The following is a 16,087-nucleotide window of genomic DNA, read 5'->3' as shown; positions in this document are numbered from 1 at the left end:
CCCAACACTCCTTCTCCTCAAAGAATGAAGTGTTGCGACGACCCGTTGAACCCACCACCCGATTCTGTTGAAAAAGTCGGCCGCGGCGACGCGCACATCGATTCTCAGCAAGAATGATTCACGGCTGCTCGGGCTCGCGAATGATTGATGCTCACAATGCACTAGGCCGATTCCGATGTTGCCCGTCAAAACCCCCTTCGGACTTTTTCAACAGCATCCACCCCATTTCAGCCGTTCGTCGCCGAAATGGAAAGCACGACCGGAAGCGACCGATTGCGGAACTTACACCCCAATGCGAAGAGGGGCCGCATGGACCTAATTCACGAAATGATCAGTCCGAACGGCGAGAGGAAGGTGCGCGTCTACAAACGGACGGATGGCTTTTTCGAGTATGAAGAGGTTTTTGAAGCGTTCGATCAGATCGCCGGGACCTACTGGTCGTCCGGATATCAATCCGGTATGTTCGGCACAGAAGGCGCCGCGATGGCGGAGATTACTGCAACGACGCCTTGGCTTCGGAGCGGCGCCTGACGACCGATTGCAGACATGTTTGGCCCCGGTAATGTCGATATGGAAATCTTGATCGTAGATCTTGCACAAACGGCCATTGAGCATGTGGACGACCGCCATGGTCGCGCGGCAGCTTGGATCGTCGCAATTTTAAGCATTTCGGTCCTGATTAGCGTACCCGTTTCAATCGTGCTGTATCTCATAAACTAACGTCCGCTCCCACCCCAAACTGCCACCCCGCGACCGTCAGAACTGCCGCGCCACCCTTTCGGCGACGTCCGGCGCAACGCCGGCGCTGTTGAACACTTCGTGCGCGAGGCCGGCGGCGAGGGGAAGGTCGGCTTGTTCGCGGTACAGCCGCTTGTAGGCGAGGACGCTGTGGCGCGACTGGGCGGCGATGGCTTCGGCGAGGGTGCGGGCTACAAGGTCGAGCCGCTCGTCGGCGACGCAATGATTGGCGAGGCCGATGCGGGCCGCCTCGTGCCCGTCGACCGGCAACCCGGTGAAGCTCATCTCCCGCGCCTTCCATTCGCCCACGCGGCGCGGCAGGCGCTGGCTCATCCCCCAGATGGGGACGAGCCCGAACTTGCCGTGCGTATCGGCGAAATGCGCGCTTTCCGCCGCGATGATGATGTCGCCGGCCAGCGCCAGTTCGAGCCCGCCGGTAAAGCAGCCGCCCTGCACCGCGACGATCACCGGTTGCGGCAGCTCGGCGAGGCGGGTGACGATCGACGCCTGATAATGCAGCCGCGGCGCTTCGACCCCGCGTTCCTTCAGGTCGTTGCCGGCGCAGAAAACCGGCCCGTTCGCGCGCAAAATGACCGCTCCGATCGCATCGCCCGCGGCCGCGAGGTTCGAAATATGCGCGTCGAGTTCAGCCCATAGCGCGAGGTTCAGCGCATTGCGCTTGTCGGCTCGATTGAGCGTCAGCGTCGCGATCCCGCCTTCGTCGGCGCGCAATACCAGATCCGTCATCACCCGATCTCCATCCCGTTTCGCGCCAGCATGGGCGGTCGCTGTGGGCAAGTCCAGTCGGTGCCGACGACGACGCCGACGGCGCCGCTCGCGGCGGCGGACCCGGTGGGCGCATGGCGGCGCGTGCTTAACGCTCTTTTCAGCATGCGGCGCTATTTAGACAAGCGAGGGACCGCTCGACTGGAGGGTGGTTCATGCCTTTGACGCAGGAAATGCGCCGATTGCGCGCCGAACATGCGGCGCTCGTCACCCTGTCGGGTTTCATGATCGAATTTGTTGCAGCGCGGCGCCCGCCGCGGCCGACCGAGCTGGCCGCGGTGCGCGGCATGTTTCGCGACACGCTGGTGCGCCATCTGAAGTGCGAGGATTGGGCGCTATATCCGCGGTTGCAGGCGAAGAGCGAGCCGGTGCTTGCCGAACTTGCCGCGCGCTTCGTCGACGAGATGGGCCATATCGCCGAGGCGTTCGAGGCCTATGACAGCTATTGGACCCAATTGCGCGTCGAGGCCGACTGGCCTGGCTTCTGCGGCGAAACGCGCGCGATCCTCACCGCGCTGGGCGACCGGATCGCGCGCGAGGAAAGCGAGCTTTACCCGGTGGCCGAAACGCTGTTCAAGGCCGAGGCGCCGCCACCCCGCGAGCGTGGGCGCCGCACGGCCTGAGAGCGCCGGTCAGGGGCGGATCGACACTTTCCAGGCGAGCGCGACGCGCCAACCCTGATCGAAGCCGGGGGTGGGCTGGTTCCACGCATCGGCGAACTCGACCCCGATCGTCGCATTGTCGCGGTAGGACAGGCGCACCCCGCCGCCCCAGCTTCCCAGATCGAACCGGCTGCGCGATGTCGTGGGGCGCGCGAGCAGCGTCACATCGGCATAGTCGGCGAAGGCATAGACCTCGCTCTTCGCCAGCGCGCCCTTCGCCAGCGGGCGCAGCGCCAGTTCTCCGAAGCCTGCATAGCCGCGGTCGCCGCTAACCAGCCCGTCGTCGGAGGCGCGCCCGAAGCTGGCGCCGCCGACGCTGAAGCGCTGTGCCGCCGGCAGGCGGTCCCGCGTCCAGCGTCCGGTGGCGGCCGCGCGCAGCACGACGCGCTTGCCGATCGCCTGATTCGCCTCGACCGCTGCGTCGGCATGGAGGAACCCCGCTTCCCCCACCGCCGGATCGACGTGCGCGCCCGCAATGTCGAGGCCGCGCGAGACGCCGAGGTGGGCGCCGACGACGCTGCGGTCCTCGGTCAGGCGAAAGGCCAGCGCGCCGCTCGCGGTCCAGCTTTTCTCCGCCGCGAGAGTGGTGCCGAACAGGGCGTTGCGCGAATCGAGATAGTCGAGCCGCCCCGACAGGGTGAGCGTGCGCCGCGTGCTGCGGATCAGCGGGTGGGTGACCGCCAGCCCGCCGCTCCACGCCTTGCCGTCGATGGCGAGCGCACGCGGCCGGGTGCGCAGCGCCGCGACCGACAGCTCGGCGCGCGTGCCCGCGGCGCCCAGCGGCGTCGAATGGCGCGCGGTGATATAGAGCAGCGATTTGAAATCGACCGCCGCCGCGCCGCCGAGCTGGCTCTCGTCGCCGCTGCGCAGGAGGCTGTAGCCGCGCGCGGTCGCCTCGACGATGCCGTCGCGGACATAGGGGCTCGACCGCGTCGTGAAGCCGACGCCGAGCGTCGGGCGGCTGGCGTCGACCGCCAGATCGAGCGCCACCGCGCCGGGGCTGTCGCCGAGCGCCAGCGTCGGGGTGACCTTGGTGCCCGGAATGTCGGCGATAGTGCCGAGCGCGCGTTCGAACCGGGCGCGCGGCAATGGGGCTTGCCCTGGCAGTGGTGCGGCCATGCGCGCGATTAGCGGGGCGGGGCCGCCCTTCGCATCGCCGCTGATCGTCACGCGGCTTATATGCCCCTCGGCCGAGGCGACGGTGACGACGCCGTCCGCAAAATCCTGTTCGGGGATGACGAGCGTGAACAGCGCGACGCTCGACCGGTTGTAGGCGCGCGTCATCGCGGCGGCGAGGCGCTTCAGATTTTCGGTCGAGGCGGGGCGGCCGATATAGCGCTCGGCTGCCTTGGCGACATTGGCGGGAACGCCTGCCCCGATGAAGCGGACTTTGCGGATCGCGATGTCGGGGCGCCCCTGCGGCGCCGTGCGTGCCGGCGACGGCGCTGCGATCTGGGGATCGGGAAGCGGGAAAGGCCGGTCGCTGGTCGGGGACAGCGGCGGGCGCCCCGGTTCGAGCGGGGTGGTCGACGATTGGGCGGCGGACGCCGCGGCGGGCAGGAGCATCGCTGCTGCCAACGCCGCGGCGCCGCACCGGTTCGGGCTGCGCATGATCGCGATCAATCCCCGCGCGGCGGCTTCAACCCGCCGAGGAGGCCGCCGACACCCTGGGTGACGCCCGAGACCAGACCGCCTTTTTCGGTGCCTGAACCCCCGGCCTGACCGCCTGCCTGACCGACTACGCCGCCGACGGTGGTGCCGACCGTGCTGGTCAGCGTGCCGACCAGATTGCCCGCCCCGCTGCCCGGTGTGCCGGTCCCCGGCACCGCGCCGCCAAGACCTCCGAGCAGATTGCCGCTGCCGCCGGGTTGCAGCGTCACGAGGTTGCCGTTCGACCCGACCCCGACGGTCAGCAGCGATCCGTTGGTCTGGCCGGGCGACAGGATGCTCGCCCCGATCAGCGGCGAGGCGTCGGGCGACCCGATCGCGGTGGCTTTGCCGATCGTCGCGGTGACAAGTTCGCCGGGCGCGGCGGCAAGGCCGTCGAGCAGATATTGCTGGCCGTTGCCCGTCTGGACGAGCGCGACGCCGGTGCTCTTGACCACGCCGACGACCGTGCCGACGAGGTTGGTGCCGCCGGGCAATTTGCTGTCGACCGCATTGGCGAGGAGCAACGTCTTGTCGGCGACGACATTGACGAGGCCGCCCGATTTGACGAGCACGCCGCCGATCACCGGATTGACGTTCGCAGGGTCGCCGGTGTTGGCAAGCAGGCCGGTGCCCGCGATACCGCCCGGCCCGACCAGACCGCCGACAGCCAGCGCGCCCGCATCCCCAAGGCCGAGCGCGCCGCCGGCGGGGCCGGCGGGGCCAGCGGGGCCTTGCGGTCCGGCGGGCCCTTCGGGGCCTTGCGGGCCGGCAGCGCCGGTCGGTCCGGCCGGGCCGACCGCGCCGACGCGGTAGCTTCCCGACGATTCGCAGGCGCCGAGCGCCAGACAGACGGGCAGGGCGATGAGCAAGGAAATGCGACGATCAAGACGCGTCGAAACCATGGACGTTCTCCTTCACGCGTGGATATGGTCCCTGTCCAGAAGACGCCGCCTCCCCGAAAAAAGTTTCGTCTTTTCCAATGGTTAATTCGGATTTCGGCGCGCATGTTGCCGCTTGGGCCAAGCAAATGCGCGCCATTCGGCCGGTTCCGGAAATATCGGGCATTAACCCTCTATTTCGCGACGGGACGTTGCGCGCGCGGCGCGGGGTAGCGCTTCTGTTCCGCTATGGCACGCAAGGCGCGGCGGCATGGCAGGGCGCCGCGGCGCTTGATTTGCGAGGCTGGCTCGCCTAGCGGCAGCGGCCAGAAAACGGAGATTTCAGATGACCGATACGCCCCCCGACCGCCTGTCGACCAACCCCCGCTCGCCTCATTTCGACATGGAGGTGCTGCAACGCGGCATCGGCATCCGGTTCAAGGGCCAGGAACGTACCGACGTCGAGGAATATTCGATCTCGGAAGGCTGGATCCGCGTCGCGGCGGGCAAGTCGAAGGATCGTTTCGGCCAGCCGATGACGATCAAGCTGTCGGGCCCGGTCGAAGCCTGGTTCGAAGATGCCGGGGCCGAGAGCGACGACGCGTCGGACGACTGAACGGCCTTTCGCCATTGCAAGCGCAGCGAAGCAATCTCCGGCTGTCGATCTGGAGATTGCTTCGCTGCGCTTGCAATGACGATTAGCGGTTAGACTTTGCTCAGTTCAACTCAGCGCAGCGAAGCGGCGACGACGTCGAGGCCGTTGCCCGGCTTCCAATTGTTGCTCGCCCACACCGGTGCGTCGAAGGTCGAGCTGTCGGGCGCGCTGTCGCTGTCGGGATAGATGAAGCCCTGCACCGGGTTGGCGCGCAGGCCGAGATCGCCGATCGGCGCATACCAGACGCGCACCGCGCTCCAGTCGCCAGCGTCGCTGACGTCGACGACGCGGACGTTGCGCTCGATCTGGCCGCGGCGGCCGTTGATCGGCGACCAATTGGCATGATCGATCAGGATTTCGCGGTCGCTGATGACCTTTTTCACGACGGCGACATGGCCCAGCGGCATGCCGCGGGTCGCGGCGAATGCCATGACGGCACCCTTCCGGGGTTCGTGGCCACGCTTATATTCACCGGCCGCCTGCGACCACCAGGTCTTGGCATTGCCGCGGATTTCGACACCCGATTCCGAACGGGCGAAGGGGACGCACTGGAGATAGCTCTGCGCGGCGGCAGGAAGGCTGACGAGCAGCGAAGCACACAACGCAAATGCACCCAGAAAGCGGCGATGAAGCATGAAAGGCGACCCCCCATTGGCTTGTCTTCAAGCGTTGCAGCGTCTCTGCCACAGGCTTTCGCAACCACCACCCGTCTAGCGGTGAGTTGCGCCGTTGGTGCGGTGGGTGGGGGAACCTTTTGTTAAGCCGTGCAATTCGTCGCTCAGGCTCTTCGCTTCGTCGCCGAACGGGCATTTCGGCGCCGCGGCGGACCGATGCGGAAGCGGTGAACCGAGGGCGCTCAGGCCGCCGCGGTCGCGATCGATTCGGGCGGCCGGAACAGCGTCAGCACGTCAGTTGCCGGCATCGGACGGCCATAATAATAGCCTTGGATATTGCTGCACCCGAGCGTGCGTAGCGTGTCGACCTCGACTTCGGTTTCGGCGCCTTCTGCGGTCGTAGACATGCCGAGGCTGTCGGCGAGCGCGACGACGGCGCGGATGATCGCGATCGATTCGATGCTGCCCTTTGCGGCGCCGACGACGAAGCTGCGGTCGACCTTGATGGTCGAGAATTGCGTCTTGCGCAGATAGCCGAGCGATGAATAGCCGGTGCCGAAATCGTCGAGCGACAGCCGGACGCCGAGGCCGATGAGTTGGTCGAGCAGCTGCGCTGCGCCGCCGCCGTCGCGCAAAAAGACGCTTTCGGTCACTTCGATCTCGAGCCGCTGTGGAGGCAGGCCGCTCTGCGCGAGCGCGGAGACGACAACCGAGGCGAAATTGGGATCGGTGAGCTGTTCGGCCGACACGTTGATCGCGATCTTCAGATTCGACGGCCAGCGCATCGCTTCGGCGCAGGCGGTGCGCAGCACCCATTCGCCGATCGGGCCGATCAGGCGGCTGTCCTCGGCCAGCGGAATGAAGCGGCCGGGCGATACGCTGCCGAGTTTCTGGTTGGTCCAGCGGATCAGGGCCTCAAAGCCGTTGAGCGTGCCGTCCTCGGCGGTGACGACGGGCTGGTAGTAGAGTTCGAACTCCTTGCGATCGAGCGCGCCGCGCAATTCCTGCTCCATCACGCGCCGTTCCTCGGCCTGGGCGTGAAGCGAGGCGACATAGGCGGCGACGACATTGCCGCCCTTGTCCTTCGACTTGTAGAGTGCAAGGTCGGCGTTGCGGGTCAGCGTTTCGACCGTATTGCCGTCCTGCGGCCCGATCGCATAGCCGACGCTGGCGCCGACGAAGAGCTGGTGATTGTCGACCACATAGGGCCGGCTGATCGTCGCGATGATCCGCCGCGCCAGATCCTCGATCTCCTTGGACGAGACGATATTGTGAAGCACGACCGCGAATTCGTCGCCGCCCAGGCGGCCGCAGGTCATGCCCTGTTCCATCATGCTCTTGAGCCGCGCGGCGACCTGCGCGAGCAATTTGTCGCCGACCGGATGGCCGAGCGTATCGTTCACCGCCTTGAAGCGATCGAGGTCGATCATCATCATTGCACAGCGTGATTTCGCCTCGAGCGCGTGGGTCAGTGCGCGCGCCAGGTCTTCGTGCAGGCTCAGCCGGTTGGGCAGGCCTGTCAGATTGTCGAAGCGCGCCATCTTGGCAATCTGTTCGGCGGTGGCATGTTGTTCGGTGACGTCTGATCCGACGCCGCGGAAGCCGAGGAACTTGCCGCTCTCGTCGAGGCGCGGCGATGCCGACAATTCCCACCAGCGGCGCTTGCCGGCGATCGTCACGGGGACGATCAGGTTTGAAAAGCTTTCGCGTCGCTTCATCCGTTCGGCCATGTCGTGCAGCGCCTTGGGAAAGGTCGCGCTTTCCCATGCGTCGCCCGACAGCGCCCGAAGCAGCGGAATGCCTTCGAGTGCCTCGGCGCTGCCGCCGAGCGCATAGGCAAGGCGCGGCGATACATGGACCAGCCGGCGCGAATTGTCGGTCTGCCACAGCCAGTCGGCCGAGGTGTCCTCGAACTCGCGCAGCAGCAGGCTGACCGTCTCGGACTTTTCGTGCAGCACCGTTTCGGCCCGGCGGATACGGATGTGCGTCTGCGCAAAGCGAAGGCAGAAGGTGGCGAGGAGCAGCCCCGCAACCATCGTCACGCCGGTCAGCTGCGGCGCGCCTGCCGCCGCGGTCGCGAGCGAGGCCGAAAGCGTGACGGGCGCGATATAGAGAATGCAGGTCAGCGGCATGCTGTGCGCGACCATCGTCAGCGCGAGCATCAGCAGCAGCGCGATCGTCCACAGCGAAAGGACGTGGTCGAGCGTGGGCGTCAGACCCTGCAACCAGAAGGCGCCGCCCCAGAGCAGCGCCGAATACAGCGCATGGCGATGACAAAGGCGAAACTCTGCCGCGGTCGCGAATTTGGGATCGTCGAGCGGCAACCTGTCGAAGGTGCGGAACGACCATATCGAAAAGGCGAGCGTGACGAGGAGCCACCCGACGACGACCGGCCACGCCGTTTCCATCATCATGGTGAACCCCGCGACCAGCGCCATACCCCCGTTGAGAAGGAGGCGCAGTGCGCCCCGGCCGCGCAGCGGCGCGATCTGGAGCTGGCGCAGGTCGCCGACCGCTTCGTCCTGCCGGGTCAGGCCCAACAGGGTGCGCAGCGGAAGATCATCGTCCGAAATCTGGTCGCTAAACAGGCTTTTCACGCCGCTTGCATAGCGAAAGCGGGTTACCCGAAAGTAACCGCGCGCTTCGCTTCGTCGCATTTTCTGTACCGAAGCGGAACAGAATTGGCGCTGCGCACCGTTCGGCTCAGGCGGCGATCCGGAAGGGCTGGATCTCGCCCGCCAGATATTGCGCGCGCGCCTTCGAGCGGCTGAGCTTGCCCGAGCTGGTTCGCGGCAGCGTGCGCGGCGGGATCAGCTCGACGAGGCAGTTCATGCCGGTGATCGCGCGGACCCGGTCGCGGATCGTTTCGTGCAGCGCCGCGCGTTCCTTTTCGTCGCTGGTGCGGCATTGGACGAGCACCGCCGGCGTCTCTTCACCGCCCGGCGTGGTGATCGCGAAGGCGGCGATGTCGCCCGACTTGAAGCCCGGCAATTGTTCGACCGCCCATTCGATATCCTGCGGCCAGTGATTCTTGCCGTTGATGATGATCATGTCCTTGGCGCGGCCGACGATATAGATGTAACCATCTGACAGATAACCCATATCGCCGGTATCGAGCCAGCCGTCCTTCATGCAGGCGGCGGTCGATTCGGGATCGCGATAATAGCCGGTCATCAGCGACGGGCCGGTGCACCACACCTTGCCGACGGTCTGGTCGGGAAGGATATTGCCGTCCTCGTCGCGAACCTCGATCGTCATGTCGCGCACCGCGCGGCCGCAATTGACGATCGCGCGGTAGCGGGTCGGACGTCCGGCGTCGCCGCTGGCCCCCGACAATTCGGTTTCCTCGACCAGTTCGACGACGATCCCCTCGCCCGGCGGCATGATGCTGACCGCCAGCGTCGCTTCGGCGAGGCCGTAGCTCGGCAGAAAAGCGCTCGCCTTGAAACCCGCGTCGGCGAAGGCGTCGACGAAGCTTTGCATCACGTCGGGGCGGATCATGTCGGCGCCGTTGCCGGCGACGCGCCAACGCGACAGGTCGAAGCGGTCGGCGACATGCGTCTGGCTGGAAATACGGCGCGCGCAGATGTCGTAGCCGAAGGTCGGCGAATAGCTGAGCGTCGTGCCGCTGTTCCGGCTGATGAGATCGAGCCAAGCGAGCGGACGGCGGGCGAAATCCTCGGTCTTCAGATAGTCGACCGAGACCTGGTTGGCGACCGGCGACAGGAAGCAGCCGACGAGCCCCATGTCGTGATACCAGGGCAGCCACGAAATGCAGCGGTCGCTGTCCCGCAATTCCATTCCGTGCGCGTGCGCCGCGAGATTGTTGAGCAGTGCCGCATGGGTGACGGCGACCCCGTGCGGGAAGCGCGTCGAGCCACTGCTATATTGCAGATAGCAGGTTTCGTCGGGCTTCTGTTCCGGCAGGTCCGCGACGGGGGCCGGGCGCGCCGCAAATTCGCTCCAGTCCATCGGCTGGACGCCGCGCTGTTCGGCGGCTTCGGTCGCCATGGCGGCGATTTCCGGCGGGAAGAACAGCATCTTGGGGTCGCAGCTCGTGAGCTGGACGACAAGCTGTCCGACATAGGAATCGCGCCCGCCGAAGCTGGTCGGCAGCGGCAGCGGCACCGGCCAGGCGCCGGCATAGATGGTGCCGAAGAACAGCGCGGCAAATTCGGCGCCGGTTTCGGCGACCAGCGCGATGCGGTCGCCGGGCTGTACCCCCGCCGCCACGAGGCGATAGGCAGCCTCGAGCGCATCGGCCTTGAGCTCGCTATAGGGATAGGGGCGGATCAGGCGCCCGCGCGGATCGTGAAAATTGAGCCCGCGCGTACCCGCGGCGGCATAGTCAAGCGCTTCGCCGACGGTGGCGAAGTTCGAAAAGCGGCGCGGCTGGGCGCATTCGGTCGGGGTGGGGACAAGCGCCTCCACCGCAGGAGCGGAATTTTCGGTCATAAGGGGTGTCGAATCCCGGGAAACGGGGGATGCGGCAACAAGCATGTCATCTTCCGGTGCCATGATGAGCGTGCGCGATCCCTGACTGTTTGAACATAATCGCCCATTTTTCCGGGCTTTCCGCCGGGCATAGGGGCTCTGATCGTTCTCAATCGGACCCGACTGTGGCATAAACATGGCATATGGCCAACCGCCGCACTCCGTCCGACCGAAGCAAAAAGCCGCTCGACGCATCGCGACTCGACGAATTGGCGCTCGCCTATGTGGCGCGATTCGCCACCAGCCGGGCGAAATTGCTGCGCTATCTGGGGCGCAAGCAGCGCGAGGCCGAATGGACCGATGCGGCCGATCCGCGTGCCGCTTGCGACGCGATCGCCGACCGTATGGAGCGGCTGCGCTACCTTGATGACCGGCAATACGCCGCGATGCGCGGCGCCGCGATGACGCGGCGCGGGCTGGGCGCGCGGCGCGTGCGCGCGCAGCTTTTCGTCGACGGCATCGACGAAGCCGATGCGGGCGAGGCGATCGACGCCGCCGAGGGCGCGGCGATGGCTTCAGCCCTCGGATTTGCGCGTCGCCGCCGCTTCGGTCCGTTCGCGCGCCAGCCGCTCGACGATCCCGCGCAGCGCGAGCGCCAGATGGCCGCCTTCGCGCGCGCCGGCCATTCGCCGGCGCTCGCGCGGCGCATCCTCGCTGTCCCGCCGGGGGACGCGGCGGCGCTGGCCGCGCTGGACGCCGAGGCGGCGCTCGATTAGGCAGCGGCGCTGAACGTCCGGTACCCCGAGACCGGCGACAAGAAGGCGACCAGAAAGTCGACAAGGAGATGCCGATGCGAGCCATGCTGACCGCCCTCACCCTGGCGCTCGCGCTACCCGTCGCGGGCTGCGACAAGGGCGCCGAGGCCGAAGCCGGCGCCGAGGCGACGGTGCCGCTGATCATCGCGATGGCGGGCACCACCCACCGCTTTCGCGTCGAGGTCGCGCGAACCGAGGCCGAACAGGAAAAGGGGCTGATGTTCCGCACGTCGCTGCCCGCCGATGGCGGCATGCTGTTTCCGTTCGCCAAGCCGAAGATCGCCAATTTCTGGATGAAGGACACGCTGATCCCGCTCGACATGATCTTCGTGCGCGCCGACGGCAGCATCGACCGGATCGCCGAAAACGCCATCCCCGAATCGCTCGATCCCGTCGTCAGCGGCGGCGAAGTGGCGGCGGTGCTCGAGCTGGCGGGCGGTACCGCGGCGAAGCTGGGGATCGATGAAAGCGCCAAGGTGACGTGGCAGGACGCAAAGTAGGGGCGGGGCAGGCGCTAATGGCGCCGCTTTTCGCCAAAGACCGCTTGCGAAGCCCGCACGCTTGCCTGTAAACGCCACCGCCATGAGCATCTTGGGCAAGATTTTCACCTGGTGGGACGGCGCGACCGTCGGCACGCTGCTGAGCAGCTGGAAAAATGGCGAGCAGGTAGGCGAGGACGGCCTTGGCAACCGCTATTTCCGGTCGCGCGACGGCAAGCGCCGCTGGGTGCTCTACAAGGGATCGAACGACGCGAGCCGCGTGCCGCCCGAATGGCACGGCTGGCTGCACGGCACCTTCGACGAACTGCCGTCCGACGTGCTGCCTGCGCCGCGCCCCTGGCTCGCCGAGCCGACTGCAAATCTGACCGGCAGCCTGGGTGCCTATCGCCCCGCCGGCGCGCTCGAACGCGGCGGGCATCGCGCCGCCGCGACTGGCGATTACGAGGCCTGGCGGCCCGGCGCCGACTGAGCGCCGTGGCGACGCCGCTTTTCCGTTCCGCGCTGATCGCGCTGCTCGCGGCGACGACGCTGGCCGGCTGCGATCGCGGCAACCAGACCAAGACGACGAGCAACATCCCGCAGATCGCCAAGTCCGAAACCGTGCCGCAGGAAGTCGGCGGGATCGAAGGCGCGACCCCGATGGCCGAACGCGTTGCAGTGGTGGGCCTGCTCAACAAGCGCAACGGGCTGGTGCAGGATCTGACGATGAAGCCGGGCGATACCGCGCGTGTCGGCCGCGCGATCGTTCGCCTGCGCGCCTGCGAACAGACGGCGCCGTGGGAAGATCCCCCCGAAACCGGCGCCTTCGTGCAATTGTCGGTGCAGGATCAGCGCGACAATAAATGGTATCGCGTCTTTTCGGGCTGGGTGTTCAAGGAACGCCCCGAGCGCAATGTGATCCAGCACCCGATCTATGATGTCTTCGTCAAAAGCTGTGCGATGACATATCCGGGCGGCGAACCCGTCGCGCGCTCCGCGCCTAAGGCAGTATCGGCGCCCAAGGCATCGAGCGCCGACCAGTCGCCCGCCGGGAATGGCGGCGAGGGTACTCCGGCTCCGGCCGCTCCCGCGGCGGCACCCAAGGCCGCATCGCCGGCCCCCGACAACACCGAGTAAAGCCGCGCGAGATAGGCGGCCTGGGGCATTTCGATCGCGCCCAGGCTGGCGAGGTGCGGCGTCATGAACTGGCAATCGAGCAGCTCGAAGCCCCCGGCCCTGAGCCGCGCGACGAGATGCGCGAGCGCGATTTTCGAGGCGTCGCGCATCCGGCTGACCATCGACTCGCCGAAAAAGGCGCGCCCCAGCGACACGCCATAGAGGCCGCCGACCAACTCCCCGTCGTACCAGCATTCGACGCTATGGGCATGGCCCATGCGGAACAATCGTTCGTAGCTCGCACGGATCACCGGGTTGATCCACGTCGTCGGCCGGTCGTCGGCGGCTTCGGCGCACAGCGCCGTCATCGCGGGAAAGGCGGTGTCGGTGGTGACGCGGAAACGGTCGGCGAGCAGCAGCTTGCGCAGGCTGCGCGACAGGTGAAAGCCATCGAGCGGCAGGATCGCGCGCAGCCGCGGTTCGACCCAATGGACCGACGGGTCGTCCGCCCCGTCGGCCATCGGGAATATCCCCTGCGCATAGGCGCTGAGCAGCAGCGCGGGGTCGATCGTTTCGAGCGGCTTGCTCAGCTTGCCGGCTTCACGAACTTCAGCGTCATGCGGTCCGATTCGCCGATCGCGACATATTTTTCGCGGTCGACATCCTTGTTGGTCAGCGTCGGCGGCAGGCTCCACACGCCCTTTTCATAATCGTGCGTGTCCCGGGGGTTGGCGTTGACCTCGCTTTCGCCCGCCAGCGTGAAGCCGGCGGCTTCGGCAAAGGCGACGACCGACGAGCGCTTCATATAGCCGCTCTTTTCCTCGAGTGCCGAATCCATCCCCTCGGGCAGGCGGTGGTCGACGACGCCGAGTACGCCGCCGGGCTTCAGCATCGCATAGATTTGCTGGAAGGCTTCGGCGGTCTTGTCCATGCCGCCGAAGCGCCAGTTGTGGACGTTGCGAAAGGTCAGCACCACGTCGGCGCTGCCGTCGGGCACCTTGGGTCCGGCACCGGTTGCAGGAAATTCGGCGAGCTTGACCGCGCCATAGGCGTCGGGCTTGGCCTCCTGCCATTTGCGGACCGTATTCAGCCCGCGCTCCCACGGGGCCGCGGCATAGAGCGTGCCGCCACCGCTTTGGGTCAGCGGCGCCAGAATCTCGGTATACCAGCCGCCGCCCGGCCACAGCTCGACGACCGTATCGCCCGGCTTCACGCCGAAGAAGGCTAGCGTTTCGGCGGGATGGCGCGCCGCGTCGCGCGCGACGTTGGCGGGGGTGCGGGTCGGCGCCGCCACCGCTGCGGCGATCGCGCCGTCCGGCGCGGCACCGTGTGCGCCATGATCGCCATGTCCGGCGTGCGGATCGGCCATCGCGAACGCCGGAGCGGTGGCGGCAAGAAGAGCGGTTGCAATAATCGGAAGCGAACGCATATCGGCACCTCGTCACTGGGGGGGGGGGGGAAGATCCCCTGTTTGCGAAGGGTTGAGCGTCAATGCAAGTGTCGATGCTGTCGGTGAGCGTAACTGCTGCGATCCTGTTCGGTGTCGCCGAACTCGCCGAGTGGCGCCGCCGCAATCGCCACGACGTCGACAACGTCGGTTTCATGCCGTGGCGCGGCATCGCGCTGGTGAGCGTGGCGGTCGCGATCGTGGCGGCGGCGCTGGCGCTCAAGCCCTAAGCGTCACCTCCCCCCCGCAGGCGGAGCTTACAGGCAGGCCTCGAGGTACGGCTGATCGAAGCCGTACTGGCGCGCCTTTTCCAGCGTATAGGGACGCAGGCCCATCGAGCGATATTCGCCGATGATCTTTCCGTCCTTGTCCTCGTCCAAATATTCGAACTTGAACAATTCCTGGGTGACGATGACGTCGCCTTCCATGCCGATTACCTCGGTCACGTTGGTGACGCGGCGCGAGCCATCGCGCAGACGCTTGATCTGGACGATCAGGTCGACCGAGTCGGCGATCTGTTTCGAGATCGCTTCCTTCGGAATCTTGATGTCGCCCATCAGCACCATGTTCTCCATACGGCCAAGGCATTCGCGCGGGCTGTTCGAGTGCAGCGTACACATCGACCCGTCGTGACCGGTGTTCATTGCGGCGAGGAGGTCGAAACACTCCGCGCCGCGGACTTCGCCCATGATGATGCGGTCAGGACGCATACGCAGCGCGTTCTTCACAAGGTCGCCCATGTGAATGGCACCGTTGCCTTCAAGGTTCGCGGGGCGCGTTTCGAGCGGCAGCCAGTGCGGCTGCTGTAGCCGCAATTCGGCGGCATCCTCGATGGTCAGCACGCGCTCGCCGGGGTCGATCATCTTGGAGAGCGCGTTGAGCATCGTCGTCTTACCCGAACCCGTACCGCCCGAGATGACGATGTTGAACCGGCTCGCGCCTGCGATCTTCAGCGCGGTGCACATCTTCTGGCTCATCGCGCCCCACTGACAGAGCATGTCGAGCGTGATCGGCTTAGCCGAGAATTTACGAATCGAGATCGCGGTTCCGCGAAGCGAGAGCGGCGGCACGATCACGTTGACGCGGCTGCCGTCCTTGAGACGGGCGTCGGCGAGCGGCGTTGTCTGGTCGACGCGGCGGCCGACCTGGTTACAGATGCGCTGGGCGATCTGGAAAAGATGCTGTTCATCGCGGAACTGGATCGGTGCGATGACGAGCTGGCCCTTGCGCTCGACATAGGTCTGATACGGGCCGTTGACCATGATGTCGCTGATGTCGGGGTCGGAGAGCAGCTCTTCGAGCGGGCCGAAGCCGAGCAATTCGTCGACGAGCACCTTTTCGAGCGCGAATTGCTCGCGGCGGTTGAGCGTGATGCGCAGCTCGGCGAGCACTTCGAGGATGATCGGGCGGAATTCCTCGGTCAACTCGTCCTTCGACAGCGTCGCCGCGGCCTCGGGATCGACGCGTTCGAGCAGGCGCGGCAGCACCTGTTCCTTGATTTTGTGGACGCTGGCTTCGAAGCCCTGCGCCTTTTCGGGCTCCATCGCCTCGGCGGTCGACCGCTGGTTCAGCCGCTCCATCGCCTCCATTTCGGGGCTCAGGTTCGACGGCGGCGGGGGTGCCTCGGCGGCCGGCGTGTCGATCGCAGGAAATTGCGCGCCGCCGGCCATGCCGGGGCCAGCCTGCATCGGCTTGGCCACGCCAAAGGCGGGGCGGCCTGCGGTTCCGGGACGGCGTCCGAATGCACTCATCGCTTCTTCCTGCTTCGACTCTACAGACTGGGAAATCGGCCACATTTGATGGCCAAACCCCC

16 protein-coding genes and 1 pseudogene are annotated in these 16,087 nt (G+C 66.5%); 8 read left to right on the top strand and 9 right to left on the bottom strand.

The window, feature by feature from the left end:
• Positions 1-327: 327 nt before the first annotated feature.
• Positions 328-531 (top strand): hypothetical protein, encoded by a 204-nt coding sequence (locus ACT17R_RS04595; RefSeq protein WP_186402564.1) that lies wholly within the window; start codon positions 328-330, stop codon positions 529-531.
• Positions 532-756: 225 nt separating this feature from the next.
• Here ACT17R_RS04595 and ACT17R_RS04590 read toward each other — a convergent pair whose 3' ends face one another.
• On the bottom strand, positions 757-1,485 hold the full coding sequence (locus ACT17R_RS04590) for an enoyl-CoA hydratase/isomerase family protein (RefSeq protein ID WP_062900716.1): 729 nt from the start codon (positions 1,483-1,485) through the stop codon (positions 757-759).
• A 194-nt stretch (positions 1,486-1,679) separates the two neighbouring features.
• On the opposite strand from ACT17R_RS04590, the gene ACT17R_RS04585 reads away from it, so the two are divergent.
• Positions 1,680-2,147, top strand: coding sequence for a hemerythrin domain-containing protein (locus tag ACT17R_RS04585; protein WP_082819801.1), 468 nt, complete (start codon positions 1,680-1,682; stop codon positions 2,145-2,147).
• A gap of 9 nt (positions 2,148-2,156) precedes the next feature.
• Here the strand turns inward: ACT17R_RS04585 and ACT17R_RS04580 are convergent, their stop codons facing one another.
• Entirely contained in the window at positions 2,157-3,797 is a 1,641-nt protein-coding gene (locus ACT17R_RS04580) for a ShlB/FhaC/HecB family hemolysin secretion/activation protein (protein WP_444809055.1), read from the bottom strand.
• An 8-nt stretch (positions 3,798-3,805) separates the two neighbouring features.
• Positions 3,806-4,738 carry a hypothetical protein gene (locus tag ACT17R_RS04575; RefSeq protein WP_202988365.1) on the bottom strand — a complete coding sequence of 311 codons (933 nt, stop codon included), beginning with the start codon at positions 4,736-4,738 and terminating at the stop codon, positions 3,806-3,808.
• A gap of 322 nt (positions 4,739-5,060) precedes the next feature.
• Here ACT17R_RS04575 and ACT17R_RS04570 point away from each other — a divergent pair, with 322 nt between their 5' ends.
• Positions 5,061-5,330, top strand: a complete 270-nt coding sequence (locus ACT17R_RS04570; protein ID WP_003040709.1) for a DUF3297 family protein — start codon at positions 5,061-5,063, stop codon at positions 5,328-5,330.
• A gap of 110 nt (positions 5,331-5,440) precedes the next feature.
• Here ACT17R_RS04570 and ACT17R_RS04565 read toward each other — a convergent pair whose 3' ends face one another.
• The 3 genes from ACT17R_RS04565 to ACT17R_RS04555 form a co-directional block, all read right to left on the bottom strand.
• On the bottom strand, positions 5,441-6,004 hold the full coding sequence (locus ACT17R_RS04565) for a CHAP domain-containing protein (RefSeq protein WP_003040706.1): 564 nt from the start codon (positions 6,002-6,004) through the stop codon (positions 5,441-5,443).
• 221 nt (positions 6,005-6,225) lie between these two features.
• Positions 6,226-8,580 carry a putative bifunctional diguanylate cyclase/phosphodiesterase gene (locus ACT17R_RS04560; protein WP_062900712.1) on the bottom strand — a complete coding sequence of 785 codons (2,355 nt, stop codon included), beginning with the start codon at positions 8,578-8,580 and terminating at the stop codon, positions 6,226-6,228.
• Between the two features lie 106 nt (positions 8,581-8,686).
• Positions 8,687-10,438 carry a fatty acyl-AMP ligase gene (locus ACT17R_RS04555; protein ID WP_062900711.1) on the bottom strand — a complete coding sequence of 584 codons (1,752 nt, stop codon included), beginning with the start codon at positions 10,436-10,438 and terminating at the stop codon, positions 8,687-8,689.
• 182 nt (positions 10,439-10,620) lie between these two features.
• On the opposite strand from ACT17R_RS04555, the gene ACT17R_RS04550 reads away from it, so the two are divergent.
• From ACT17R_RS04550 to ACT17R_RS04535, 4 genes and pseudogenes are all read left to right on the top strand, one after another.
• Positions 10,621-11,193, top strand: coding sequence for a RecX family transcriptional regulator (locus ACT17R_RS04550; RefSeq protein WP_186402568.1), 573 nt, complete (start codon positions 10,621-10,623; stop codon positions 11,191-11,193).
• An 83-nt stretch (positions 11,194-11,276) separates the two neighbouring features.
• Positions 11,277-11,732, top strand: a complete 456-nt coding sequence (locus ACT17R_RS04545; protein WP_444809391.1) for a DUF192 domain-containing protein — start codon at positions 11,277-11,279, stop codon at positions 11,730-11,732.
• An 82-nt stretch (positions 11,733-11,814) separates the two neighbouring features.
• Positions 11,815-12,201, top strand: a complete 387-nt coding sequence (locus ACT17R_RS04540) for an NADH:ubiquinone oxidoreductase subunit NDUFA12 (protein ID WP_003040693.1) — start codon at positions 11,815-11,817, stop codon at positions 12,199-12,201.
• Between the two features lie 170 nt (positions 12,202-12,371).
• Positions 12,372-12,608: pseudogene (locus tag ACT17R_RS04535) on the top strand (DUF2155 domain-containing protein); the annotation flags it as partial.
• A gap of 35 nt (positions 12,609-12,643) precedes the next feature.
• Here ACT17R_RS04535 and aat read toward each other — a convergent pair.
• A complete protein-coding gene (gene aat, locus ACT17R_RS04530; RefSeq protein WP_444809390.1) occupies positions 12,644-13,417 on the bottom strand; it encodes a leucyl/phenylalanyl-tRNA--protein transferase in 774 nt (257 codons plus the stop codon).
• A complete protein-coding gene (locus tag ACT17R_RS04525) occupies positions 13,414-14,256 on the bottom strand; it encodes a class I SAM-dependent methyltransferase (protein WP_444809054.1) in 843 nt (280 codons plus the stop codon). Before ACT17R_RS04525 ends, aat begins: the two co-directional genes overlap by 4 nt.
• Positions 14,257-14,318: 62 nt before the next feature.
• Here ACT17R_RS04525 and ACT17R_RS04520 point away from each other — a divergent pair, with 62 nt between their 5' ends.
• On the top strand, positions 14,319-14,504 hold the full coding sequence (locus ACT17R_RS04520) for a hypothetical protein (RefSeq protein WP_186402570.1): 186 nt from the start codon (positions 14,319-14,321) through the stop codon (positions 14,502-14,504).
• Positions 14,505-14,531: 27 nt separating this feature from the next.
• On the opposite strand, the gene ACT17R_RS04515 is transcribed toward ACT17R_RS04520, so the two are convergent.
• Positions 14,532-16,025 carry a CpaF family protein gene (locus tag ACT17R_RS04515; protein WP_003040680.1) on the bottom strand — a complete coding sequence of 498 codons (1,494 nt, stop codon included), beginning with the start codon at positions 16,023-16,025 and terminating at the stop codon, positions 14,532-14,534.
• Positions 16,026-16,087: the final 62 nt, after the last annotated feature.

This window comes from Sphingopyxis sp. Q841 (assembly GCF_052384365.1).
GTDB lineage: Bacteria > Pseudomonadota > Alphaproteobacteria > Sphingomonadales > Sphingomonadaceae > Sphingopyxis > Sphingopyxis terrae_A.
The sequence above is the reverse complement of the archived record's forward strand: the minus strand, read 5'-3'. Positions and strand labels throughout refer to the sequence as shown.

What these genes read in the sequence shown, in the direction of transcription:
- ACT17R_RS04595 (WP_186402564.1), top strand. Translation starts at nt 328, where the DNA reads ATGATCAGTCCGAACGGCGAGAGGAAGGTGCGCGTCTACAAACGGACG.
- ACT17R_RS04590 (WP_062900716.1), bottom strand. Translation starts at nt 1,485, where the DNA reads ATGACGGATCTGGTATTGCGCGCCGACGAAGGCGGGATCGCGACGCTG.
- ACT17R_RS04585 (WP_082819801.1), top strand. Translation starts at nt 1,680, where the DNA reads ATGCCTTTGACGCAGGAAATGCGCCGATTGCGCGCCGAACATGCGGCG.
- ACT17R_RS04580 (WP_444809055.1), bottom strand. Translation starts at nt 3,797, where the DNA reads ATGCGCAGCCCGAACCGGTGCGGCGCCGCGGCGTTGGCAGCAGCGATG.
- ACT17R_RS04575 (WP_202988365.1), bottom strand. Translation starts at nt 4,738, where the DNA reads ATGGTTTCGACGCGTCTTGATCGTCGCATTTCCTTGCTCATCGCCCTG.
- ACT17R_RS04570 (WP_003040709.1), top strand. Translation starts at nt 5,061, where the DNA reads ATGACCGATACGCCCCCCGACCGCCTGTCGACCAACCCCCGCTCGCCT.
- ACT17R_RS04565 (WP_003040706.1), bottom strand. Translation starts at nt 6,004, where the DNA reads ATGCTTCATCGCCGCTTTCTGGGTGCATTTGCGTTGTGTGCTTCGCTG.
- ACT17R_RS04555 (WP_062900711.1), bottom strand. Translation starts at nt 10,438, where the DNA reads ATGACCGAAAATTCCGCTCCTGCGGTGGAGGCGCTTGTCCCCACCCCG.
- ACT17R_RS04550 (WP_186402568.1), top strand. Translation starts at nt 10,621, where the DNA reads ATGGCCAACCGCCGCACTCCGTCCGACCGAAGCAAAAAGCCGCTCGAC.
- ACT17R_RS04545 (WP_444809391.1), top strand. Translation starts at nt 11,277, where the DNA reads ATGCTGACCGCCCTCACCCTGGCGCTCGCGCTACCCGTCGCGGGCTGC.
- ACT17R_RS04540 (WP_003040693.1), top strand. Translation starts at nt 11,815, where the DNA reads ATGAGCATCTTGGGCAAGATTTTCACCTGGTGGGACGGCGCGACCGTC.
- ACT17R_RS04525 (WP_444809054.1), bottom strand. Translation starts at nt 14,256, where the DNA reads ATGCGTTCGCTTCCGATTATTGCAACCGCTCTTCTTGCCGCCACCGCT.
- ACT17R_RS04520 (WP_186402570.1), top strand. Translation starts at nt 14,319, where the DNA reads ATGCAAGTGTCGATGCTGTCGGTGAGCGTAACTGCTGCGATCCTGTTC.
- ACT17R_RS04515 (WP_003040680.1), bottom strand. Translation starts at nt 16,025, where the DNA reads ATGAGTGCATTCGGACGCCGTCCCGGAACCGCAGGCCGCCCCGCCTTT.